18 protein-coding genes are annotated in these 19308 nt (G+C 49.8%); 9 read left to right on the top strand and 9 right to left on the bottom strand.

From position 1 onward, the window contains the following. From ACWGOO_RS16000 to efeO, 4 genes are all read right to left on the bottom strand, one after another. A complete protein-coding gene (locus ACWGOO_RS16000; protein ID WP_452484987.1) occupies positions 1-867 on the bottom strand; it encodes a MurR/RpiR family transcriptional regulator in 867 nt (288 codons plus the stop codon). 498 nt (positions 868-1365) lie between these two features. Next, a complete protein-coding gene (locus ACWGOO_RS15995) occupies positions 1366-3177 on the bottom strand; it encodes an FTR1 family iron permease (RefSeq protein WP_452484986.1) in 1812 nt (603 codons plus the stop codon). 28 nt (positions 3178-3205) lie between these two features. Then, complete coding sequence (gene efeB / locus ACWGOO_RS15990; protein ID WP_452484984.1) at positions 3206-4591, bottom strand: iron uptake transporter deferrochelatase/peroxidase subunit; 1386 nt, start codon at positions 4589-4591, stop codon at positions 3206-3208. A 4-nt stretch (positions 4592-4595) separates the two neighbouring features. Further along, positions 4596-5474, bottom strand: coding sequence for an iron uptake system protein EfeO (gene efeO, locus ACWGOO_RS15985; RefSeq protein WP_452484982.1), 879 nt, complete (start codon positions 5472-5474; stop codon positions 4596-4598). Positions 5475-5777: 303 nt separating this feature from the next. Here efeO and ACWGOO_RS15980 point away from each other — a divergent pair, with 303 nt between their 5' ends. The 4 genes from ACWGOO_RS15980 to ACWGOO_RS15965 all read left to right on the top strand — a co-directional run bounded on the left by ACWGOO_RS15980 (position 5778) and on the right by ACWGOO_RS15965 (position 8417). Further along, positions 5778-6005 (top strand): helix-turn-helix domain-containing protein, encoded by a 228-nt coding sequence (locus tag ACWGOO_RS15980; RefSeq protein WP_007431813.1) that lies wholly within the window; start codon positions 5778-5780, stop codon positions 6003-6005. 807 nt (positions 6006-6812) lie between these two features. Then, positions 6813-7295, top strand: coding sequence for a hypothetical protein (locus tag ACWGOO_RS15975; RefSeq protein ID WP_452484980.1), 483 nt, complete (start codon positions 6813-6815; stop codon positions 7293-7295). 136 nt (positions 7296-7431) lie between these two features. Continuing rightward, positions 7432-7923: a hypothetical protein gene (locus tag ACWGOO_RS15970; RefSeq protein WP_452484978.1), complete on the top strand. Its 492-nt coding sequence runs from the start codon at positions 7432-7434 to the stop codon at positions 7921-7923. Positions 7924-8030: 107 nt separating this feature from the next. Next, positions 8031-8417, top strand: coding sequence for a hypothetical protein (locus tag ACWGOO_RS15965; RefSeq protein ID WP_452484976.1), 387 nt, complete (start codon positions 8031-8033; stop codon positions 8415-8417). Positions 8418-8492: 75 nt separating this feature from the next. On the opposite strand, the gene ACWGOO_RS15960 is transcribed toward ACWGOO_RS15965, so the two are convergent. The 3 genes from ACWGOO_RS15960 to ACWGOO_RS15950 form a co-directional block, all read right to left on the bottom strand. Continuing rightward, positions 8493-9848, bottom strand: a complete 1356-nt coding sequence (locus ACWGOO_RS15960) for a dipeptidase (RefSeq protein WP_452484975.1) — start codon at positions 9846-9848, stop codon at positions 8493-8495. A 188-nt stretch (positions 9849-10036) separates the two neighbouring features. Continuing rightward, positions 10037-10213, bottom strand: a complete 177-nt coding sequence (locus tag ACWGOO_RS15955; RefSeq protein ID WP_452484973.1) for a YjfB family protein — start codon at positions 10211-10213, stop codon at positions 10037-10039. A 61-nt stretch (positions 10214-10274) separates the two neighbouring features. After that, on the bottom strand, positions 10275-12236 hold the full coding sequence (locus ACWGOO_RS15950) for a methyl-accepting chemotaxis protein (RefSeq protein WP_452484971.1): 1962 nt from the start codon (positions 12234-12236) through the stop codon (positions 10275-10277). A gap of 163 nt (positions 12237-12399) precedes the next feature. On the opposite strand from ACWGOO_RS15950, the gene ACWGOO_RS15945 reads away from it, so the two are divergent. Continuing rightward, positions 12400-12816 carry a hypothetical protein gene (locus ACWGOO_RS15945; protein ID WP_452484970.1) on the top strand — a complete coding sequence of 139 codons (417 nt, stop codon included), beginning with the start codon at positions 12400-12402 and terminating at the stop codon, positions 12814-12816. 124 nt (positions 12817-12940) lie between these two features. Here the strand turns inward: ACWGOO_RS15945 and ACWGOO_RS15940 are convergent, their stop codons facing one another. Next, complete coding sequence (locus tag ACWGOO_RS15940; RefSeq protein WP_452484968.1) at positions 12941-13654, bottom strand: GT-D fold domain-containing glycosyltransferase; 714 nt, start codon at positions 13652-13654, stop codon at positions 12941-12943. A gap of 211 nt (positions 13655-13865) precedes the next feature. Between ACWGOO_RS15940 and ACWGOO_RS15935 the strand changes: the two genes are divergently transcribed. From ACWGOO_RS15935 to ACWGOO_RS15920, 4 genes are all read left to right on the top strand, one after another. Continuing rightward, positions 13866-14573 (top strand): glycosyltransferase, encoded by a 708-nt coding sequence (locus ACWGOO_RS15935; RefSeq protein WP_452484966.1) that lies wholly within the window; start codon positions 13866-13868, stop codon positions 14571-14573. A gap of 19 nt (positions 14574-14592) precedes the next feature. Further along, entirely contained in the window at positions 14593-15576 is a 984-nt protein-coding gene (locus ACWGOO_RS15930; RefSeq protein WP_452484964.1) for a polysaccharide biosynthesis protein, read from the top strand. After that, complete coding sequence (locus ACWGOO_RS15925) at positions 15576-16925, top strand: nucleotide sugar dehydrogenase (protein ID WP_452485273.1); 1350 nt, start codon at positions 15576-15578, stop codon at positions 16923-16925. Before ACWGOO_RS15930 ends, ACWGOO_RS15925 begins: the two co-directional genes overlap by 1 nt. A 336-nt stretch (positions 16926-17261) precedes the next feature. Beyond that, positions 17262-18374, top strand: a complete 1113-nt coding sequence (locus ACWGOO_RS15920; protein ID WP_452484963.1) for a glycosyltransferase — start codon at positions 17262-17264, stop codon at positions 18372-18374. Here ACWGOO_RS15920 and ACWGOO_RS15915 read toward each other — a convergent pair. After that, positions 18366-19244 carry a DUF72 domain-containing protein gene (locus ACWGOO_RS15915; RefSeq protein WP_452484961.1) on the bottom strand — a complete coding sequence of 293 codons (879 nt, stop codon included), beginning with the start codon at positions 19242-19244 and terminating at the stop codon, positions 18366-18368. The genes ACWGOO_RS15920 and ACWGOO_RS15915 overlap by 9 nt on opposite strands. Positions 19245-19308: the final 64 nt, after the last annotated feature.

Raw genomic sequence — 19308 nt, 5'->3', positions numbered from 1 at the left:
TCAGTGACCCCCTGGTTGTTTTTTGAGCTTGCTTACGTGTTGATACGAACCTTCCAATCTCGGAATATATTTGTCAAAATCCGCGCTGACCATACCTGTAAACAGGATATCAATGATATGAAGCTGGGCAATGCGGGACGCCATATCTCCACGCCGCATCCCTTCTTCCAGCGAGGAGGAAAATAGCGCAATATCCGCAATACCTGCCAGCGTGTTATTTCCGAAGGAGGTCAGGGATAATGTTCTGGCCCCCTGTTCCTGTGCGCAGCGCAGTGCCGCGATGGTTTCCTGTGTTTCCCCCGAGTAGGAGACGGCAAAGGCAACATCTCCCGGCCCGAGCGAGGAGGCAGAGGTAATCTGCATGTGCGAATCCGCGAAGGCGGTACTATTTTTGCCAATACGAATGAGCTTCTGATAAAAATCTTGTGCCACAATCGATGAGGTCGCCATGCCGTACAGATCAATGCGACTTGTGGCGGCCAGCCATGCAATCGCCTGCTCCAGCTTGCTGAAATCCAGTAGTCGGGTCGTATCTGCAATGGATGCGGTATGATTCGCCTCAATAGCTTCCACGATTCGAGAGAGCGAATTTCCGGCGACGATGTCCTGATAGGAGGCTTCACCGTCACCGTTCGAACGGGGCAGCTCGGCGGCCAGCTTCATTTTGAAATCGGGATAGCCTTTAAAATGCAGTGATTGGCAAAACCGCGTAACGGTCGCTGGACTCACGCCACAACGCTCCGAAAGCTTCCGAATCCCCAGATGCAGTACATCTCCCGGGGATTGCAGAATGGATTCCGCCAGCTTGCGCTCTTGGACGGGAAGTTGCTCCAATCTGTGGGTTAAGGTATGAAGAATGGGGGACATGAACTGCGCTCCTTTGGTTATAGAATATTTTGTTTTGCTTGAAAATAAGTATCGTTAAAATAAATAATATAAAGAAAAATATTTTCATATGATTTTATGTGTATTGTAAAATAATCCTGTCGCACATGCAAGAAGATGGCAGCAAGATGATGTGAGCTATATAAATCGAACTCGAAAAATGAACATCAAAACGGAGTAGGCGGAATGGTGCTGTACAAGCGAAGCGGTCGCTTTAAAAGCTTTCCGTAGGAAAGCTCGCTTCGGAAGCGTCACCTCCCCGGATTTCTACCTGTAGCTGTCGAGCTAAGATTAGGGAAGGCCGCAGACCGGATAGGGTAGCTTCCGCCGATTCAGGAGGGGGATTATATTGTCATTCCGAATGCGGGAGCTTATCGTGACTAAAAAAAACGCCAAAACCGTCGGAGCCGATAGAGATCGGACCTGCGTTTTGACATTTTTTTTCGTTATTTTTGCATTATATATGTTGCGGTTTGGACTTTAACGTTGTTTGGAGCTGCGTATTTCCTGACGCACAAGCTGCCACACCATGAAGATCAGCACAGCGACTTGTGGGATAAACGTTTCCCAAGTAGGATACATGCCCAGCCAGCTAATGGATGGCAGCGAGGAGGCCGTGTGCCCCGGAAGCTTGCCAGCCACCTGAAGCGAATGAATACTTTCGCCCAGAAACCGGAATACGATATAGTAAATCAGTACAGTGGCCGTCAGGAAAAAGGCGCGAATCGGCAACCGTACGCTAAACTTGATGATCGCAAATGCCAGTACAACCAGCACGACAGTTGCCGAGCCAATACCAATCAGCAATTGAGAGGTTTCGATGGCCGGGGCCATACCGATATAAAAGATAGCCGTCTCAGCGCCTTCACGCAGAATCGCGAGCGCAGAAACTGCGAACAGCGACCACAGACTACCACGCGCCAGCGCGCTGTCTACGCTGTTCTCAACAAAGCGGTTCCACGCGGCAGCATTGGATTTGGAATGCAGCCAGCTACCGACAGTCAGCATAAGCACAACCGCGACCAATCCAGTCACACCCTCTAGCAGCTCACGTATGCTACCCGATGCGGCGGCCGCGACCAGTGTGGTGAACAGCACTGCCAGGATTCCGCTCAGTACCAGACCCGTTCCGGCACCAGCCCATATCCAGCGACCAGCCACAGCTTCGCCGCTTTTTTTGGCATATGCCAGCAGAGCCGCGAGCACGAGAATGGCTTCCAGCCCCTCACGCAGCAAAATCAGTGCCGCATCCCAAGCGGTGTAGGAACGTTTTTCCGTCAACGGACGGAGCCTTTCCAGCATCTGATCAAGGGTCTGGATGGCTTTGACTGTGTTGGGTGGAGAAGACAGCAGATAACCGGAAGTCTCGGTCATTTCATTTTCAATCGCGGTATAGGACGCCGGATCGGAAATTTGCACAGGTCCTTCCACCGAAGGCCACAGGGCGATAAACTGCCCTACCTTGTCAGTCGCTTGCTCAGGCTGATTGGCTGCCACATCCTGCCGTGCGAATTCGAGGAGCTTGACCGCATCACTTAGCGAGCCTACTGAGCCCTTCGCCGCGTTGTTTGCTCCAGCTTCTTGACCCGTATTTACCCGTTTGCCTTGACTGTAATCCGACAACAAAGTCGTTAGCTCCTGCATTTCCTTGAGAGCCTGCTCTTGTCGTATGGGCTCGGATTGCATGGAGATGCGAATCAGGCTGATTTTAGTTTCCAGCGCACTGTATACCGGAAAATGGTCGGAACGAATCGGTGTCTCCACCTGATACCATGCTTTTACGATCCGGCCGTAATCAGCGCGGGCCGCAGTCCAGTCGCCTTTTTGCATGGCAGCGAGACTTCCCTTGGCCATGGGGAGCAGCTTTTCCGCTGCTTTGGCTCCAGCCGGGACGGGTTTGTCGCCTTCGGCAGCAGTCACGAATTCGTTGACTGAGCGAGCCAGCACGGACAGTGCGGCCTTTGCTGGTTCTCCGCCGCCAGCAAGTGCTTGATCTGCATCCGCGAGAGCCTTGTCCACCGCTGCGATATGGGCTGCATCACCACCTTTTGCTTTGGCGGCTTCCCACAGCTTACGGAATTCTTTGACGTACCTGGAGGCTTCTGCCCATTGGGATTGTCCCGCCTCCACCAGTGCGCCACCCACCACAGGCATGAGCTGATCCTTGGGAACAGCCTTAGCATCTGTTTGTGCGAAAGCGACCGACCCGGAGCCGGATATGAATGGAGTTACAGTCAGCAGCAGAGCCACCAGCAGAAACATCCAGCCTAAGCTTTTATTGTGCCGATTCATATAAATCCCCTTTCTTCCTGGCCTGCTGCTAAAATAACGTATCCCCGATGTAGCCGCCTTGCGATACACCTGGAAAGCAGGCGAACACCGCACTGCCTTTGTGTACAATGTATTCGTTCAGCTTGTCATTACGCGCAAGTTTTTCCTGAATATGGACGAACTGCTTGAATAGATCACGTTGGTAGCTGATGAACAGCAGTCCGGCATCGAGCTGTCCTGTTTGCTTGTCCAATCCGCTCGAATAAGAATACGACCGCCGCAAAATATTAATGCTCCCGTCTCCGTGAGCCAATGCCACATGAGAGGTGGGGGGCGTAACCGGCTTGCCATTCGGACTTGTGGCTGCCAGATCGAGCTTGTCGAACTCCTTGGCCTTGCCCAGTGGGGCCCCGCTGCTGCGATGGCGTCCAAAGGTATCCTCTTGGTCGCCCAGTGTTGAGCGATCCCATACCTCTACCCGCATGCGTACACGGCGTACCGCCATATAGCTGCCGCCGCCCATCCACGCGGGGCCATCACTGGCCTGTGTCCATACCAGTCGGTTCATCTCGTCTGCCTTGGACGTATCCGGGTTCCCCGTACCGTCCTTGAAGCCGAGCAAGTTACGCGGCGTGCTTCCCGCCGGATCGGCCTGTGCTGTCCGCTGGAAGCCTTCCTGTGTCCAGCGAAGCACCGCTGTTCCTCTGGCGATACGCGCCAAATTACGCAGGGCATGGAAAGCTACCTGCAAATCATTGGCACATACCTGTACCCCGATATCGCCGCCGCACCATTGATCGTCCAGCGCATCCCCTTGAAAGCGGGGCAGCTCACGAAGTCCGGCAGGTTTAAGCCCTGCCAGACCGAAGCGCCCATCAAAAAAAGACGGACCCACACCAAACGTAATCGTCGTCCGTGACGGCGACAGCCCCGCCGCTTCGCCCGTATCGGACGGAGGCAGATGGAGGTTTTCGTTATCGTTGCCGATCAGCGCGCCGGAAGTCATCGTAGCGGTGGCTTCTGTCCAGGCTTTAAACAGGCTGCGCACCCGTTCCTTGTCACTCGTCGTCAGATCGAAGGCGGCGAAGCAGATGAAATCCTGTGCCGGAGTCACAATACCCGCCTGATGTTTCCCGTAAAAAGGAACCACATCCTTGGTATCCGCATCCGTCATCATGCTTTCGAGCCGTTGGCTGGCTGTCAGCACAGCCCCCACGCCACCGCCGCCGAGCAGGAGACCCAGTCCCCCGACCCCGGCCAGCTTCAATAGATCCCGGCGTGATACAGATTTACTCTTTTCCGACAGCACATCATTTTCTAGCAGAACATCCTCTGACTTAGCATCCTTTTTGACCAGATCAACCTGTTCTTTACGGGCATCTGTGCGCTGCTGCGGTTCCTGTCGCGTTCCCTTTTGCCGCTGGAAGCCTTTCATATCGTTACACTCCTAACCATTTTCCCATTTGGGACAACGGCTCTGCCAGGGCATCAAGGTTTTGGCTCAGCTTTTTAATTTCTTCCGGTTTCAGCTTCGTATAAGATACATAGCCTTCGCCTTCTTTGAAAGGAGCCAATTCCTGCTGCAATGCCTCAAAGCGCTCGCCAATTTGCGTTTCCAACGCCGCATCTTTTTGGTTCAGATCTGTTTTCAAAATCTCATATATTTTTTGTGCGCCCTCTACATTAGCTGCAAAGTCGTACAAATCCGTGTGGGAATAACGTTCTTCTTCACCCGTCACCTTGGAGGTGGACACTTCGTTCAGCAGCTCGACTGCGCCCGTTACCATCAGGCTGGCGTCAATGTTGACCGTCTCCACCTTGGCACGCAGCAGCTTTGCATCACTCAATAGGCGGTCGGAAACCTCGTCCAATCCTTTGGTGGTGTTTTCATCCCATAATGTCTTTTCAATACGGTGAAAGCCGCGCCAATCCGCTGCATCTACATCACCGTCACGCGCATCAATATTCGGATCAAGATCGCCCAGCGCTTCTGCAATCGGTTCAATCCGTTCATAGTACATACGTGCAGGAGCATACAGCGCCTTGGCTTTGTTCAGCTCGCCAGCTTTGACCGCGTTCGTGAATTCTTCTGTCTTTTTCACAAACGTATCGCATTGCTGGGTAGCATAGGCACGGTAAGCCGCTACCGCTTGATCAAAATTGGGGGCAGAGGCTGCAGGGGTCGTTGTCCGTGTTGTTGCTCCTGCAAATTGGGTCGTTGCAGCGGGCTGCTGAGTAGCAGTTCCGGTTTGTCCACAACCTGCGAACAGAATAGAAGAAACCAGCACTCCGGCCGGTACAGCATAACGTAATTTCATAATGAACACCCTTTCTGGCCAAGCAGCCGATGAACAATAATCTGTTGCACGATATTTATATTGAAATTATTATTTTGATAATGATTATCATTCGCGCTTTTTCTTATCATAAGGGTACCCCATATGCCTGTCAATACATAAAATTAGACGTAGAGTCTAACAATTCAGCAAAGGCTGAAAATAAGTGCCTAGGCCCATTTTTATCTGCATATTGAACCATACCTGAGCACATGACATAAAATGTGTTGACTGTATCCCTTAACCTTGTTACACCACACAAAACCCGAGCAAGGAGGGGTGAAATTGACGAAGGGTAACGACCACAAAAACAAGTTTTTGTTAACTCACCGTGAACGTGAAGTATTTGAACTGCTCGTGCAGGACAAAACAACACGTGACATCGCCGGACAACTATTTATTAGTGAGAAGACGGTGCGTAATCATATTTCTAACGTAATGCAGAAACTGAACGTAAAAGGTCGTTCACAGGCGGTCGTGGAATTAATCAGGCTTGGAGAATTAAAAATTTGACCTCTTGTTCCTTGCGGGGTGCAAAGTCTTCTCGATGATCCTTCAACAGTGAGGATGGTTGGGAAGACTTTTGTTTTGTAGGTTAGCTATTCTTGATAGCTCCGATTTGGGATAACCTAGTCTTTTTGTTTTTCTACTGCACATCCAGCAGGAACAATGGATTTTTCCTTTGGAGAATGCACCATTGAATTTGACGATCCATCCCCGGTATGCTGATAGACGTTTTTTACGGCGAATAACCCGTTTTCTGGAAAGTGGGGAGTAAATCTTCATTAAATCAAAGTCAGCTGTTAATTTCGCTTTTAGCATAAAATCAATGCCTAATATGCAGTCAAAGCCATACGGCTCTTAGAGCTTAGTTGAATAGGAAAGGATGAAAAATCACCTGTGATTAATTACGTTACCAAAATGCAAAAAATCCTTAGCACTTATACGTTCAAGGATTTTTTTGTACTTCTATTTTATAAGTAAGGTGACGAAAAAAAACGCTTAATCGCTGAAATATGTGGGAATTTGTATTCAAATGTTGTATTATATATAGGAGGAAGAAACTACCATTAGATTATGAGGGAACTCACATGAATAATCTATGCAGAAGGCTGTATCACAAAGTTATACAAGGATAGAAATGCATTTAGTGGTAGTGTAAGAATGCAAATGTCAATATTACAGGTTTTGAGTTATACTTATATAAGGTGTTGAAGAAGAATCACAAGGCAGAAAGGCTCGTTGCTCCAGGTAGCAGTAAGTAACTTTTCCTTAGATCTACCTGTGGTATATTTTTGATCGGAGGTGAACGGGAGACATATGACACAAAACCAACACTTGATGACGTATACGCTGAACAGCGGCATAAAGGGAACAGTCGACCTATCCAGTAAGCAGGTTCAGGAATGGATAAAAGCATATCGAATTGGCAGCAAGTTTGTAACGGTAGTCGGTAAACAGTATTTTGGTTTGAATCCTGAATTGGTAGCAGATTTTAAGGTACATAATGAATACTCGGAGCAGCGGGATCATATATCCATGATACAGCCTGCAATGCTAAGTAGAGCTGTAGACGTAGACCCGTTGGTAGAGGCGTACAGTCAGTATAAAACGTTAATTCAGGTAGAGTGCAAATGCGGAGCTTCCTATATAGAAGAGTCGCCGCACAAAAGAACCAAGTGGTCATGCAAGGAATGCAATAACATTGTGTTTCTGGATCGTAAAAAGGGCATGGTGGATACGGAAAAAGGTAAGGCGTGGTATATGACCAACAAATATTATGTGGAAAGACAAAGCAATTGACCTAGGTCAGTTGCTTTTATTCTATATGTCCATTCCCTGAACTTTATAAATCAGCTATAACCTTTTGCCAAATAATAAAATTGATGTTTTTTGCGCTTTGTAGTACATTATCAAGTGTATTATAAGGAGGCTTCTCATGTACGGACATAGACAAGATGATACTTTATACATCATGACTTACACATTGAATAGCGGTATCAAGGGCACAGTGCCTTTGTCTAATCAACAGATACAGGAATGGCTTGAGTGTTACAGAATCGGTAAGAAATTTGTAACCGGGATTGGCAAAGAGTACTTTGGGCTGCATGCGGAACTGGTGGCTGATTTTAAAGTTCATAATCAATATTCAAGCTATCAGGAAGTCATTATCCCGGTTCAACAGCCGGATACTGGCTTGAAAGAGCTGTCCCAAGCTTATAAATCAACAGAAACCTTGATCAAAGTAGATTGCAAATGCGGCACCTCGTATGTAACGGAATCTCCCTTTAAGCGGACCAAGTGGTACTGCACCAAATGTCGGGAAATTGTTTTTCTGGACAATAAAAAGGGAATGGTCGACACTTCCAGAGGCAAGGCTCATTTTATGACCAATAAGTATTTTGTGGAACGGGAAACAACTGGCGTATAAGCCGGTTGTTTTTTTGTACATGATTGAATCATACTCGATAAAATGATAACGATCGTCAGGTGGTGAGCGTCATCCGGGAAAATCATATGAACGGCGGAAGGAATCGCATGAGCACGAACGGTGTGTACATAAACGAAACGCGTCATCTGGAACAAATCATAAGTGACCTGCGGGTGATGGGCTATGTGGCCTTCCATCATCATCCGCAAATTACAGGTGAGCTTGAAAAGCTGAAAGAACTGAAAAAGCAACTATTATCGTTTTTTCAACAGCATCATGTATTGTGGATTGAGCTTGACCCGCTAACGCAATATGCGGTGGTAAACAACATGGGGAAGGCCACGGTGTTGAAACTCATGGGGCGGAAAATGAACCCGCTCCGTGATCTGAGAGCGAACGCTGCTTTGGCCGGGCAACCGCTTCACGAGTTGGATCGAGAAATAGAGCGGTTGAATCGACTGGTTCACCTGTTGCGCTATACCCGTTTTTCTTAAGCGACGGCAGCTACATAAAAAAGCATTCACGAAGCATGGTTGATCACATGCCGTGAATGCTTTTTGGGTATCAGCTTACACAGATTTCAAAAACTCCACGATGGTCAGCAGACCCTTATCGAAATTATCCAAATTAAAATGCTCGTTCGGCGCATGCAAGTTCTCATCCGGCAAGCCGAAGCCCATCAGTACGACTGGAGCAGTCAACACACGGGAGAAGGTTTCCACAATTGGGATAGAACCGCCGTCCTTGGTAAACAGGGCGCGTACACCGTATACCTTTTCAAAAGCATCCGCCGCTGATTGCAGAAATGCGTGTGACGGGTCAATGTTAAAGGCGTTCGCTTTTTCACCCTGCTGGATATCCAGCGTGGCACCAGCCTGAACATGAGCGCGTAGATGGCGCTCGATTTTATCCAGAATGTCCTGCGGATTCTGGTTGGCAACCAAGCGGCACGTAATTTTCGCATGAGCTTCCTTCGGAATGACCGTTTTCGTGCCTTCGCCCTGGAAGCCGCCATACACGCCGTTCAGCTCCAGCGTCGGACGTGCCCCGACACGCTCGACGAAGCTGAATCCTTCTTCGCCGTACAGGGAATCAAGCGCAAGGTCCTTTTGCAGCTTGCTCTCATTGAAATCTTGCTTGACGAATTCTGCTCTCATCTCCGCCGATAGCGGCGCGACATCGTCATAGAAGCCGTCGATGCTGACGCGTCCCTTGTCATCATGCAGTGTTGCCAGCAAGGACACGAGAGCATGTAGCGCGTTCGGTACGCCGCCGCCGAAGGAGCCGGAATGCAGATCCGTATTGGCAGTGTGAATCGCAACTTCCAATGAGCATAATCCGCGCAGTCCTGTGCAAATGGCAGGCTTGCCTTTTTCGATCAGGGAGGTGTCGGATACCAGTACAGCGTCCGTAGCCAGACGGTCGGCACCTGTTTGCAAAAACTCAAGCAGATTCGGGCTGGACACTTCTTCTTCGCCTTCGATGCAAAATTTGATGTTCAGCGGCAACTTGCCTTCTTGCTCCAAAATGGCTTCGACCGCCTTAATGTGCAAAAATACCTGACCCTTATCGTCTGTAGCTCCGCGCGCATACAGCTTTCCGTCACGGATCGACGGCTCGAACGGTGGCGTTTCCCACAGGTGAAGCGGGTCGACTGGCTGTACATCATAGTGACCGTAAACGAGAATTGTTGGTTTACCGGGGGCATGCAGATAATCCGCATACACCAGCGGATGGCCTTTAGTCGGCATGATTTCAACGTTTTCCAATCCGGCAGACGTCAGTTTGGCAGCAAGCCAATCGGCTGCTTTGTTAATGTCTCCTTTGTGCTCGGATAATGCGGAAATACTTGGAATGGACAACCATTCCTTCAGCTCATCAAGCTGCTGCTCTCTGACCTTTTCGAAATATGCGGAATAACTCATGTTCGTGCATCCTCCTCTTTCATTGTGCGGTTTTTGCTCTATCCTCTGAACCAAAGCCGTGGACGATATGTATAGTTTACTACGTTTTGTGCTGAACGAAAAATCATGATGGTAGATGTGTTAAAAAATGGGCGATCTGTTCGGGTCTAAACAGACCCGAACAGATCGCCCATCGAATAGCGGTGAAGCTACGCTCGAAGGTCCAGTTGGCCTCCGAGATGAGGCTGTACGCTTTTTTCCATCATCTGGATCAGTGCTTGCCCCTGTTCACCAGCTTGATCCTTAGCCATAGAGGCGACTTTCACACTCACAGCTTGAGCCAGACTAGCCTGATTCATAACTGTTGATAATGCCGCGAAATCCATGTGTTCATTCCTCCTTTGTCGTGAAGACTCTTACTATTTATCGGTCAGAATCGTTATTTGTTTAATCCAATTGGAATTGTGTCAGCAAATCTTGAAGCTGTTCTGCCAGACGGGTCAAATCTGCGGCAGACGAACCGATTTCTTCCATAGAGGCGAGCTGTTCCTCGGCTGCTGCGGATACCGTCTCGGTATGGGACGCTGCTTCTTCGGCAATACGTGTAATTTCCTCCATGCTGCCAACGACTGCATTCGTTCCATCGGCTACTCCGGCTGTAGAGGCTGCCACGTTGTCGAGTTGCTTCGCCGATTTGACGATCGCTCTACGGATACGGGAGAAGGAGCGGCCGGACAGATCCACGGAATTGATGCCTTCGCTTACGCGCTCTTTGGCAGATTCCATCGCGTTCAGGGCCTCGGATACGCCGTTTTGAATCCCTTGAATCTGCTCACGGATTTGTTGTGCCGAATGAGCTGAGTTTTCCGCCAGTTTGCGGACTTCAGTCGCTACGACAGCAAAACCTTTGCCATGCTCTCCGGCGCGTGCTGCTTCAATAGAGGCGTTCAGGGCGAGCAGGTTGGTCTGGCTGGCGATTTCGGTAATGACCGTAACAATGTTTCCAATTCGTCCGGATCGTTCACTCAATGCGCCGATAATCGTGTCCAGCTCTTCCACCGTAGTACGAATGCCGTCAATGGAGACGACGCTGTTACTGATATGTTCACTGCCTGCATCCGACGCTTGAATGGCCTGAGAAGAGAATGCGGTCATTTCAGTCATGACCTCGGTCATAGCCGCGATATCTGTTGACATACCTGACACACGATCCTGATTTTCTTTGGCGCTGTGGGCTTGTCTTTCGCTGCCTGCGGCTACATCCTGAATGGCTACGGTCACATGCTCAATCGCGCGGGTTGTTTGTTCTGCACCTGCGGCGAGCTCTTGCGAGGATGCCGACAGATTGCCTGTCATAGCTTGGATTTCTCTAATCATGTTACGCAGATTATCTACCATTTGCTGAAAATATCTCGATAAGTCGCCAATTTCATCCGTGCTGGTCGTAGCCACATTAATGGAAAGATTGCCTTGGCTGATGGCATCCATAGAATTACGCAATCTTTGGATCGGTTTGAGTATACTGCTGATTAACCACAGCGCCAGCGCACCGATGATGATAACTGAAATGACCAGCACCACGATGGTCGTGATGAGGATCGGTTTGGCGGAGGCGCTCGTTTCCGACTTGTCCATCGTTCCGGAAATTTTCCAGCCTGTTAGCGCGTTGGTTTTGAAAATCAGGTTTTTGGCTACGCCATCCAGTTTGTAATCAAAGCTGCCTTCCTTGGAGGCAAACAGTTGTGGCAACATTTCTCCCAATTTCGTACTTCCGCTGACTTCTGTCGGGTGGGTAACGATATGTTTGGTGCTATCTAATATGGTGACATAGCCCTTTTGTCCGATTTTTAAATTCGTAATTCCCTTTAAATTATTCAGGTTCAGGGAAAGACCGATAACACCTCTATTGTCAGGAAGCGTACATGAAATGTACACAACGGGTATCTTGTTGGGATTCAGTCCGACCGGGCTGATTACCGTTTGTCCGGGTTTCTCCATAGCCTGTTTATACCACGGGCGCTCACGAGGGTCGTTGTTCAATCCAATGGCTTTACCAATGATGAGCTTTCCTTCGGGAGTACCTACGAATATATCGAGGGCTTCCGCATGCATTTTCAAATAGATTTGCAGCTCCGTCAGGAGTGCTGCATTTGCTTCTGGAGTGTTGTCACTGACCGTCAATGTAGTAGCGTAATATTCGATATCTGCAATTTTGGCTTGAATCGTCTGGGTGATTGCGCGGTCGGCTGCGGTAACGCTAGTTGTCGCACTGTCCATTAATTGATGGTCTGTCTGATTATATGCTGCCTGATAAGAAAAAGAGCTGACAATAATGCTAGGAACAAGCATGACCAGTAGGAATGCTGCTGTCAATTTTTTTCGAAGCGTTAAGGTTTTTAGTCGTTTCATCAAACCCCTACTTTCTTTGTGCATTTCAATTCCGAAATTTATATCGTATGCATTTACTATCGGTTATTTTAAGCGGATTTAATAGATTTATTGCTAATTTGTCCAAGTCAGTCAAGAATTTTTTGCATAGTATGGAGTATCTTGCAATTTGGAGGGATAAGCAATGGGTTTTTTTCTGGATATGAGAAGTTCAACAAATTCATCAAAAACAGGTGAGGGTCCCCATATCCAACTGGGTCCTGAACCGGAGCGGTTCGGCCTGATCAGGCTGCGAACCTATCTCGTACCGGGCCCGGTAGTGACCTTTAGCGGTTCCATTGGTCTGATCGGTGAACTTGGTGATACGTATGCGATTGAAATCGTGCGTGGCGCCGATTACGATCCGAATGAGGTTATCTACCGGGCAGAGGGTGTGCTTGGTGTCACAGGAGTCAATGAAACGCAAGCTTTTAATGCACAGGATCTTTCCGCGCCATGGGCGATACAAACGGTGTATTCCTCTTATATTTCGGGGGTATCGACGACCGTTCGTAACGGTCCGGAGGTATTTAGCGGCATCGCATCGACTCCTTTTTTCTAAAAGATTGAGAGAGTATTGCTGAGCACGAAATCATACACACGTATGAACCAAAGAACCTTCAGCACCACAACCATGTGGGTTGAAGGTTCTTTACATTTTAAAGACTATCTTTATTTCTTACTCGTCAGTTGGCCTTGCCGAACATGACGATGTTAATCGCTTTTCCGAAGTCTATCCCTGCCTTGCCCGTTAGCTCTGCCGTTTGTTGTGCCAGTACGACCGCATTGACCCCGCAGGAGAATAGCGCAATATCAAAGTCATCTCTATGCACTGCGATCCACTGGAGCGTTGCATCCATTTGTTCATATTGATGAAATGCAAGCGTGTACGGGATATGCAGTTGATACGGCTCGGCTTCAAGGACGGGCTTCACTTCGGCGGCTATTCGGGTGACGAGCAGTATGCGCCGATTTTTCAGCATGTCCCAGAAAGCGGGTGTCTCAGCCAAATACCGGTTCAGGCAGGCATGGCAGGTCAGCGCGGGAGAGAGACCGTAATGGTTCAAAACCTGGTCGGTCAGCTCCCGCTTCATATAGGATGGCGCTTTGATAGATTTGTCATCATAAGGCAGGATGCCAACAATGTTGGCTTTGCGTACCGCCTCGGCCACCGCATCTCGCAATTCCGTATTCGGTAGAAACAGTCCCTTTTGTCCGAGATTGGCTTTGACCGCCCATCGTTCCTGCAACACCTTTTCTATAGGCCAGACGGTGTCCTGGGACAACACCAAATTTTCACCATCCCCGATACGAATGAGCGAAAAGGGATACTGTTGATCCAGTGCCAGTTTCAGGTGATTCAATACCTCGTCGATCTCCAGATACTTTGGCTTAGACATATATGTTTCCTCCCTGTCTATCTTTCTTCAGTGTTTAGAATGGTACAAAAAACTCTGTATTCTATCATATGTCGAAAGCGGCAAGGTTTTTGTATGATCAGCTATTCTTTTTAGATTCTACCTATTTTTGAAAGAGTTGATGCATTTGTACGTGCCGTTTCCCCGGCAGTTCCATAACTTGTGAGGAGACGGTTGAAAGGGAGGAAGATGAATGAATCGCAAGATTGTTATTGAGATTAATTTTAATAACTACGGGATGAATCCCAATCGACTGACACGGGAGTGGATCAGCGAGCGGCTGGATGTATTCAGAACCTTTACGCTGCGCAGCTTGCTCAGTCAGACGAATGCGGATTTCTTGTCTGTCGTCAAGCTGGCAGGCGGATGCAGTGACATCGTGGAAGAGGAGCTGGCCCAACGTGAGCCCATTCCCGACCACATTCGCTTCGGCACGAGCATCGAAAGTAAACGTCGTATTCATGCGTACATCGAAGGCGCGGACGAATTGCTCCTTGCTCGAATTGATTCCGACGATCTGTATCACCAGTCATTTGTACAACAGTTGCATGATTACGAGTTTCAGTCGGATACGGTTGCGCTGGTGAACCAGATAGGTTACCTGTGGGATGCGGTTGAGGGCCAGATGGCACCGGTATTTCACCGTTCGCCATCCTTTTATGTGTTCCGCTATCAAGTGAAGGATTTTCTGGATGATTATCGTGTCGTCATTCCCGGCAAGGGTACGCATGGTTATGTAACGGAGCTGCCGCATGAGGTCATTCCGCTTCGTAACTATGTGAACGTCATTCACGCCGCAAATACCTCGGTGAAAAAAGTGCCGGCGAAGGATCGGCTGACAGAGGATGACATGAAGGCCGTGCTGGCTGAATTTCTGGGAACGGGCACTGCCAATTCGTAACGGTCAGGAGGAGATTATATTGTTCAAAGGAAAAAAACTGCTGGTGACTGGAGGAACGGGATCTTGGGGGCAACGCCTAACGGCGGAATTACTCAAGGAAGGGCCAGCGGAAATTCGTATTTTTTCACGCGGTGAATTTGCACAGATTGCCATGCAGCGTCAATTCCAGTCTGATCCCAGATTGAATTTCGTTATAGGTGATATTCGGGATCTTCAGGCATTACAAGAGGCATGTCGCAGGGTGGACTATGTATTCCATCTGGCGGCGTTGAAGCATGTCCCTGTATGTGAGAGACAGCCGGAAGAGGCTTTCAAGACGAACGTACATGGTACGCAAAATGTAATCCGGGCCAGCATTGAGCAGGGAGTCGCCAAGGTTATTGACGTCTCTACAGACAAGGCAGTAGACCCGGTAAATGTATATGGCATGACGAAGGCGATTGGCGAAAGGCTGATGATTCGTGCCAACGCTCTGAGTGAGCGCACCCGTTTTGTGTGCATTCGCGGCGGCAATGTGCTGGGTACGAGCGGAAGTGTTGTCCCGCTGTTCAAGCGCCAGATTGCGGAAGGGCAGGACTTGACGCTGACGAGTCCCGATATGACCCGCTTCTTCCTCACGCTCGGAGAGGCTATTGGTTTGCTGCTGAAGGCTTCTGTCACGGCGATTGGTGGAGAGACGCTGGTTATGAAAATGAAGGGCTGCAACATTGCAGATCTGGCGGAAGTGATGAAGGAGCAGACAGGTCAGCCAGCGCTGAAGGTGAAGGAAATCGGCATACGCGGTGGGGAAAAGCTGCATGAGGTGCTGATTTCACCCTATGAGGTGCCGCACACATATCGCTACGATGATCGTTATTTTGTTATTCTTCCCCAGCAAGCAGACGAGCGCTTACTAAGCCAATATGGTGGGCTGGAACGAGTGAGCTTCGAGCAATATCGTTCGGACGATGAGTTGATGGATCGTGCGGGGATTGGTGAGCTACTTCGAGGGATGGAGCAATGATGAAAGAGGTGGGTATTTTGCAACTTATCGAAAAAATAACTAAAGGAACTGTAAAGGTTGCGGTAATCGGCCTCGGTTACGTAGGGCTGCCCATGGCAGTGGAAATGGCAAAGGCCGGTTATGATGTATATGGTGTGGATTCCGATCCGGTCAAAGTAGCCAAGCTGCTTCAAGGACAGTCGTACATCATAGACATTGGCGATGATCTATTGGAAGGTCTGATCGGGCAGCAACTGTATCCGGTTACGGATATCAAGGTGCTGGAGCATGTGGATATCGTCGTCATCTGCGTGCCTACGCCGCTGACAGACGGACATCAGCCGGATACATCCTATATTAAAACGGCTATTGATCAGGCGATACCTCATTTACGTAGACAAACGCTGTTGATTCTGGAAAGCACCACCTATCCGGGAACGACCGAGGAACTGATCCGGCCGGTGATTGAACAGCGCAGGGGCTGGACGGTAGGTAAGGATTTTTATGTGTGCTTTTCACCAGAACGTGTCGATCCGGGAAGTGTTCATTTTAATATTCGCAACACACCAAAAGTGATCGGCGGCTGTACGCCGGATTGCCTGGCAGCAGGAGCAGGCTTTTACCACTCCTTTCTGGATCAGATCGTCCCGGTTAGCTCGACAACAGTGGCGGAAGCCGCCAAGCTGTTCGAGAATACGTTCCGTAGCGTCAATATTGGAATGGTCAATGAGCTAACAACAGCCTGTGAGAAAATGGGCATCAATATATGGGAGGTGCTGGATGCGGCAGCGACGAAGCCCTTCGGCTATATGCCTTTCTATCCGGGACCTGGGATTGGGGGGCACTGTATTCCGGTCGATCCGCTGTATTTGTCATGGAAATCCGAGCAACATGGGCTTGAGCTGGAATTTGTGGATTTGGCAGACCGCATGAATCGGCGTATGCCGCTGTATATTGCGGAGCGAATTGAAACCCTGCTCGCCCAGGAAGGTAAAGCCGTGAACAAGGCCGAGATCGTTCTGGCGGGCGTAGCCTACAAAAAAGACATTGACGATGTTCGGGAATCACCTGCCCTTGCCCTGTTTGAGCGCTTAAAGGAAATGGGCGCTTCGGTGAGCTTCACTGACCCGTATGTAAAGAGCTTTAAGCTAAATGGCGAGGTCATCCAATCTCGTATAGCGGATACCCGGTTGTGGGAAAGGGCAGATATCGTCGTGATCACAACGGATCATTCTGTGCTGGACTACCAGCGGTTGGTCGACCATGCCCCGCTGGTGTTCGATACACGCAATGCGACTGGGCATTGCACAGGCGGGCGTGTCGTGATTCTGGGGCATCCCGGTACTGGAGGGGGCGCCGCTGTTCGCTAACCGTGATCAGGTGAATGAGCGTTATTACGGGCAGATTCATTCGGAGGAATCCCATGAGGCTATTTGTAACAGAATCCACTGAATTTGCCGCCATGTGCAGGCCATGCCGTGCTGGATGTAGTCAGGGGATAATGTCCATTTTACTCGGGCGAGAAGGTTTGTCCGCAAAATGAATCGCGCAAGGCAGCGCTCGACAAGGCAGTACAGCGAATCCCACATATGGAGGAACAGGTAGGCAAGGAACAGGAAGAAGGGAGAGGTGCATATACTGATGGCGGGTTCTAACAGGAAATAGACCGGGAATACAGCCAAAGTAAAAGGAGATGGCGTGAAGTCATGACTGAACATCTGACGACCATCAGCTTGTGTATGATTGTGAAAAACGAGGAGCAGACGCTTGCCCGCTGTCTGGATTCGGTGGCGGACCTGATGGATGAAATCATCATCGTGGACACAGGTTCCACGGATCAGACGAGGACCATTGCAGCCCGTTATACGGATCGGGTATACACATTCGACTGGAACGACGATTTTGCCTCCGCCCGCAACGAATCGTTCGACAAAGCGACTTGTTCCTATATCCTGTGGCTGGATGCGGACGATGTGCTACTGGAGCCGGATCGGGAGCGTATGCGTTCCTTGAAGCGGCGTTTGTCTGCGGACATCGACGCTCTGATAATGCCGCTCCACCTGGCGGAAGGCGAGCAGAGTGAGCCATTGTTTACCTCGCGCCGTATCCGTCTGGTGAAGCGGGAACGGCAATACCGCTGGGAAGGGCGTCTGCATGAGGATCTGGTGATACCCGAAGGGCGAATCGTTCATTCAGATGTGGCTGTAACGCACCGCCGCATGGAAGATCACACGCTTCGTAATCAACGTATTCTTGCCCGCTGGATCAGCGAAAGCGGCAAGCTGGAGGGGCGTCTGCTGTATTTTCACGCGAACGAGTGCTTTGATCGTAAGGAATATGCCGAGGCGGCAGAGGCGTTCAATCACCTGCTGGGGGAGCCGAGCGGCTACCGGGAGGACCGGATTACCGCTTGCGTGCGGTTGGCCGAATGCTATCTTCATCTCGGGGAGCCGGAGCAACAACTGGATAGTTTGCTGCGCTCCTTCCGATATGATGTGCCGCAAGCGGACTTGTGCTGCATGATCGGTGACTGGTTTGTCACACGAAAAGAGTGGAGCACAGCCGCCTACTGGTACGAAAAAGCACTGGAGCAGCAGGGCGTATCTGGCTTGAGAGCTGTTCCGCTGCCTTGCTACTCCTGGCTGCCGCATGTACGACTCAGTCATTGCTGCGCCAATTTAGGCAAGCTAGACGCTTCGTATAAGCATAACCAAAAAGCTTTGCGATACTTGCCTGAGGACCCGCATTTGCTGGAGAACGAACGAAAGCTCAAGAAGGCTATTCAAAACCTTTCATCCTCAGCCCGTCCTTCAAAATAGTTCAAGCTGTTCCGGTCCATTGTCCTCTTCGGGTGGCTTGTGAGGTGGAAACGGCTTGGGCTCCATGCCAAGCATGGTCATGAGCTGCTTGGCGTTGGCGGCGGCATCTCCACCTGAGTTGTTGTTGAAAATAACGCACACCTCGCGGCTTTGCTGTTCCAGTTTCAGCAATCGGTCTTTCCATTCGGCCAGCTCGCTCTCATTATACCGATACAGATAACGAACCTCTCGCCAGTTGGGCGCGGAGCTTTGATTCCAGCCGGACACATTTCGTCCGTGGAGGCGTACTACCGTCAAGTTGCTGTCTGTAGCTTGTGGCACAATCGGGACGGACCCCAGCCCCGCCTGCGGCTCGTCGCATACGCTGTGTATCCAGCCTTCCTCACGCATAAATGCCAGCGTTTGCTTTCGAAACTCAGGTGTGAACCAGCTTTGATTTCTGAATTCAAGTACGGAGGGTACATCTCCCATCCTTTTTTTCGTGTCACGCAGCACGGCGACGTTCTCACGTGTACAGTCGAACCAGGGCGGGTACTGGAACAGCACAGCCTTGAGCTTGCCTGCTTCGCGGAGAGGCTGTATGGATGTATGTAATGCTTCGTACATCGCATCGGTTGTTTTGAAATAAGGCTGTTTGCCGCGCGTATGCCCGGTCATGCTCTGATAGGCTTTGACGAGAAATGAAAATGAGTCAGGGGTTTCAATCGCCCAGCGTGCCATACGATCCGTGGGCTGCACGGCATAAAAAGAACTATCCATCTCCACCACCGAAAAATGGCTTCCATAGACGCTTAATTTTTGATTGGCTTTGGTGCCGACCGGATACAGGTCATCGTGATCGCCCCAGCCCGTCAATCCGATTTGAATCATAACGTTGCCGCTCCTTTCCTTCATGAATAGCATCAAAATGCGTTCCCATGATTCATTTTAATGG

It is taken from the genome of Paenibacillus sp. NPDC055715 (assembly GCF_053617595.1).
This window is presented reverse-complemented; position numbering and strand designations above follow the sequence as displayed.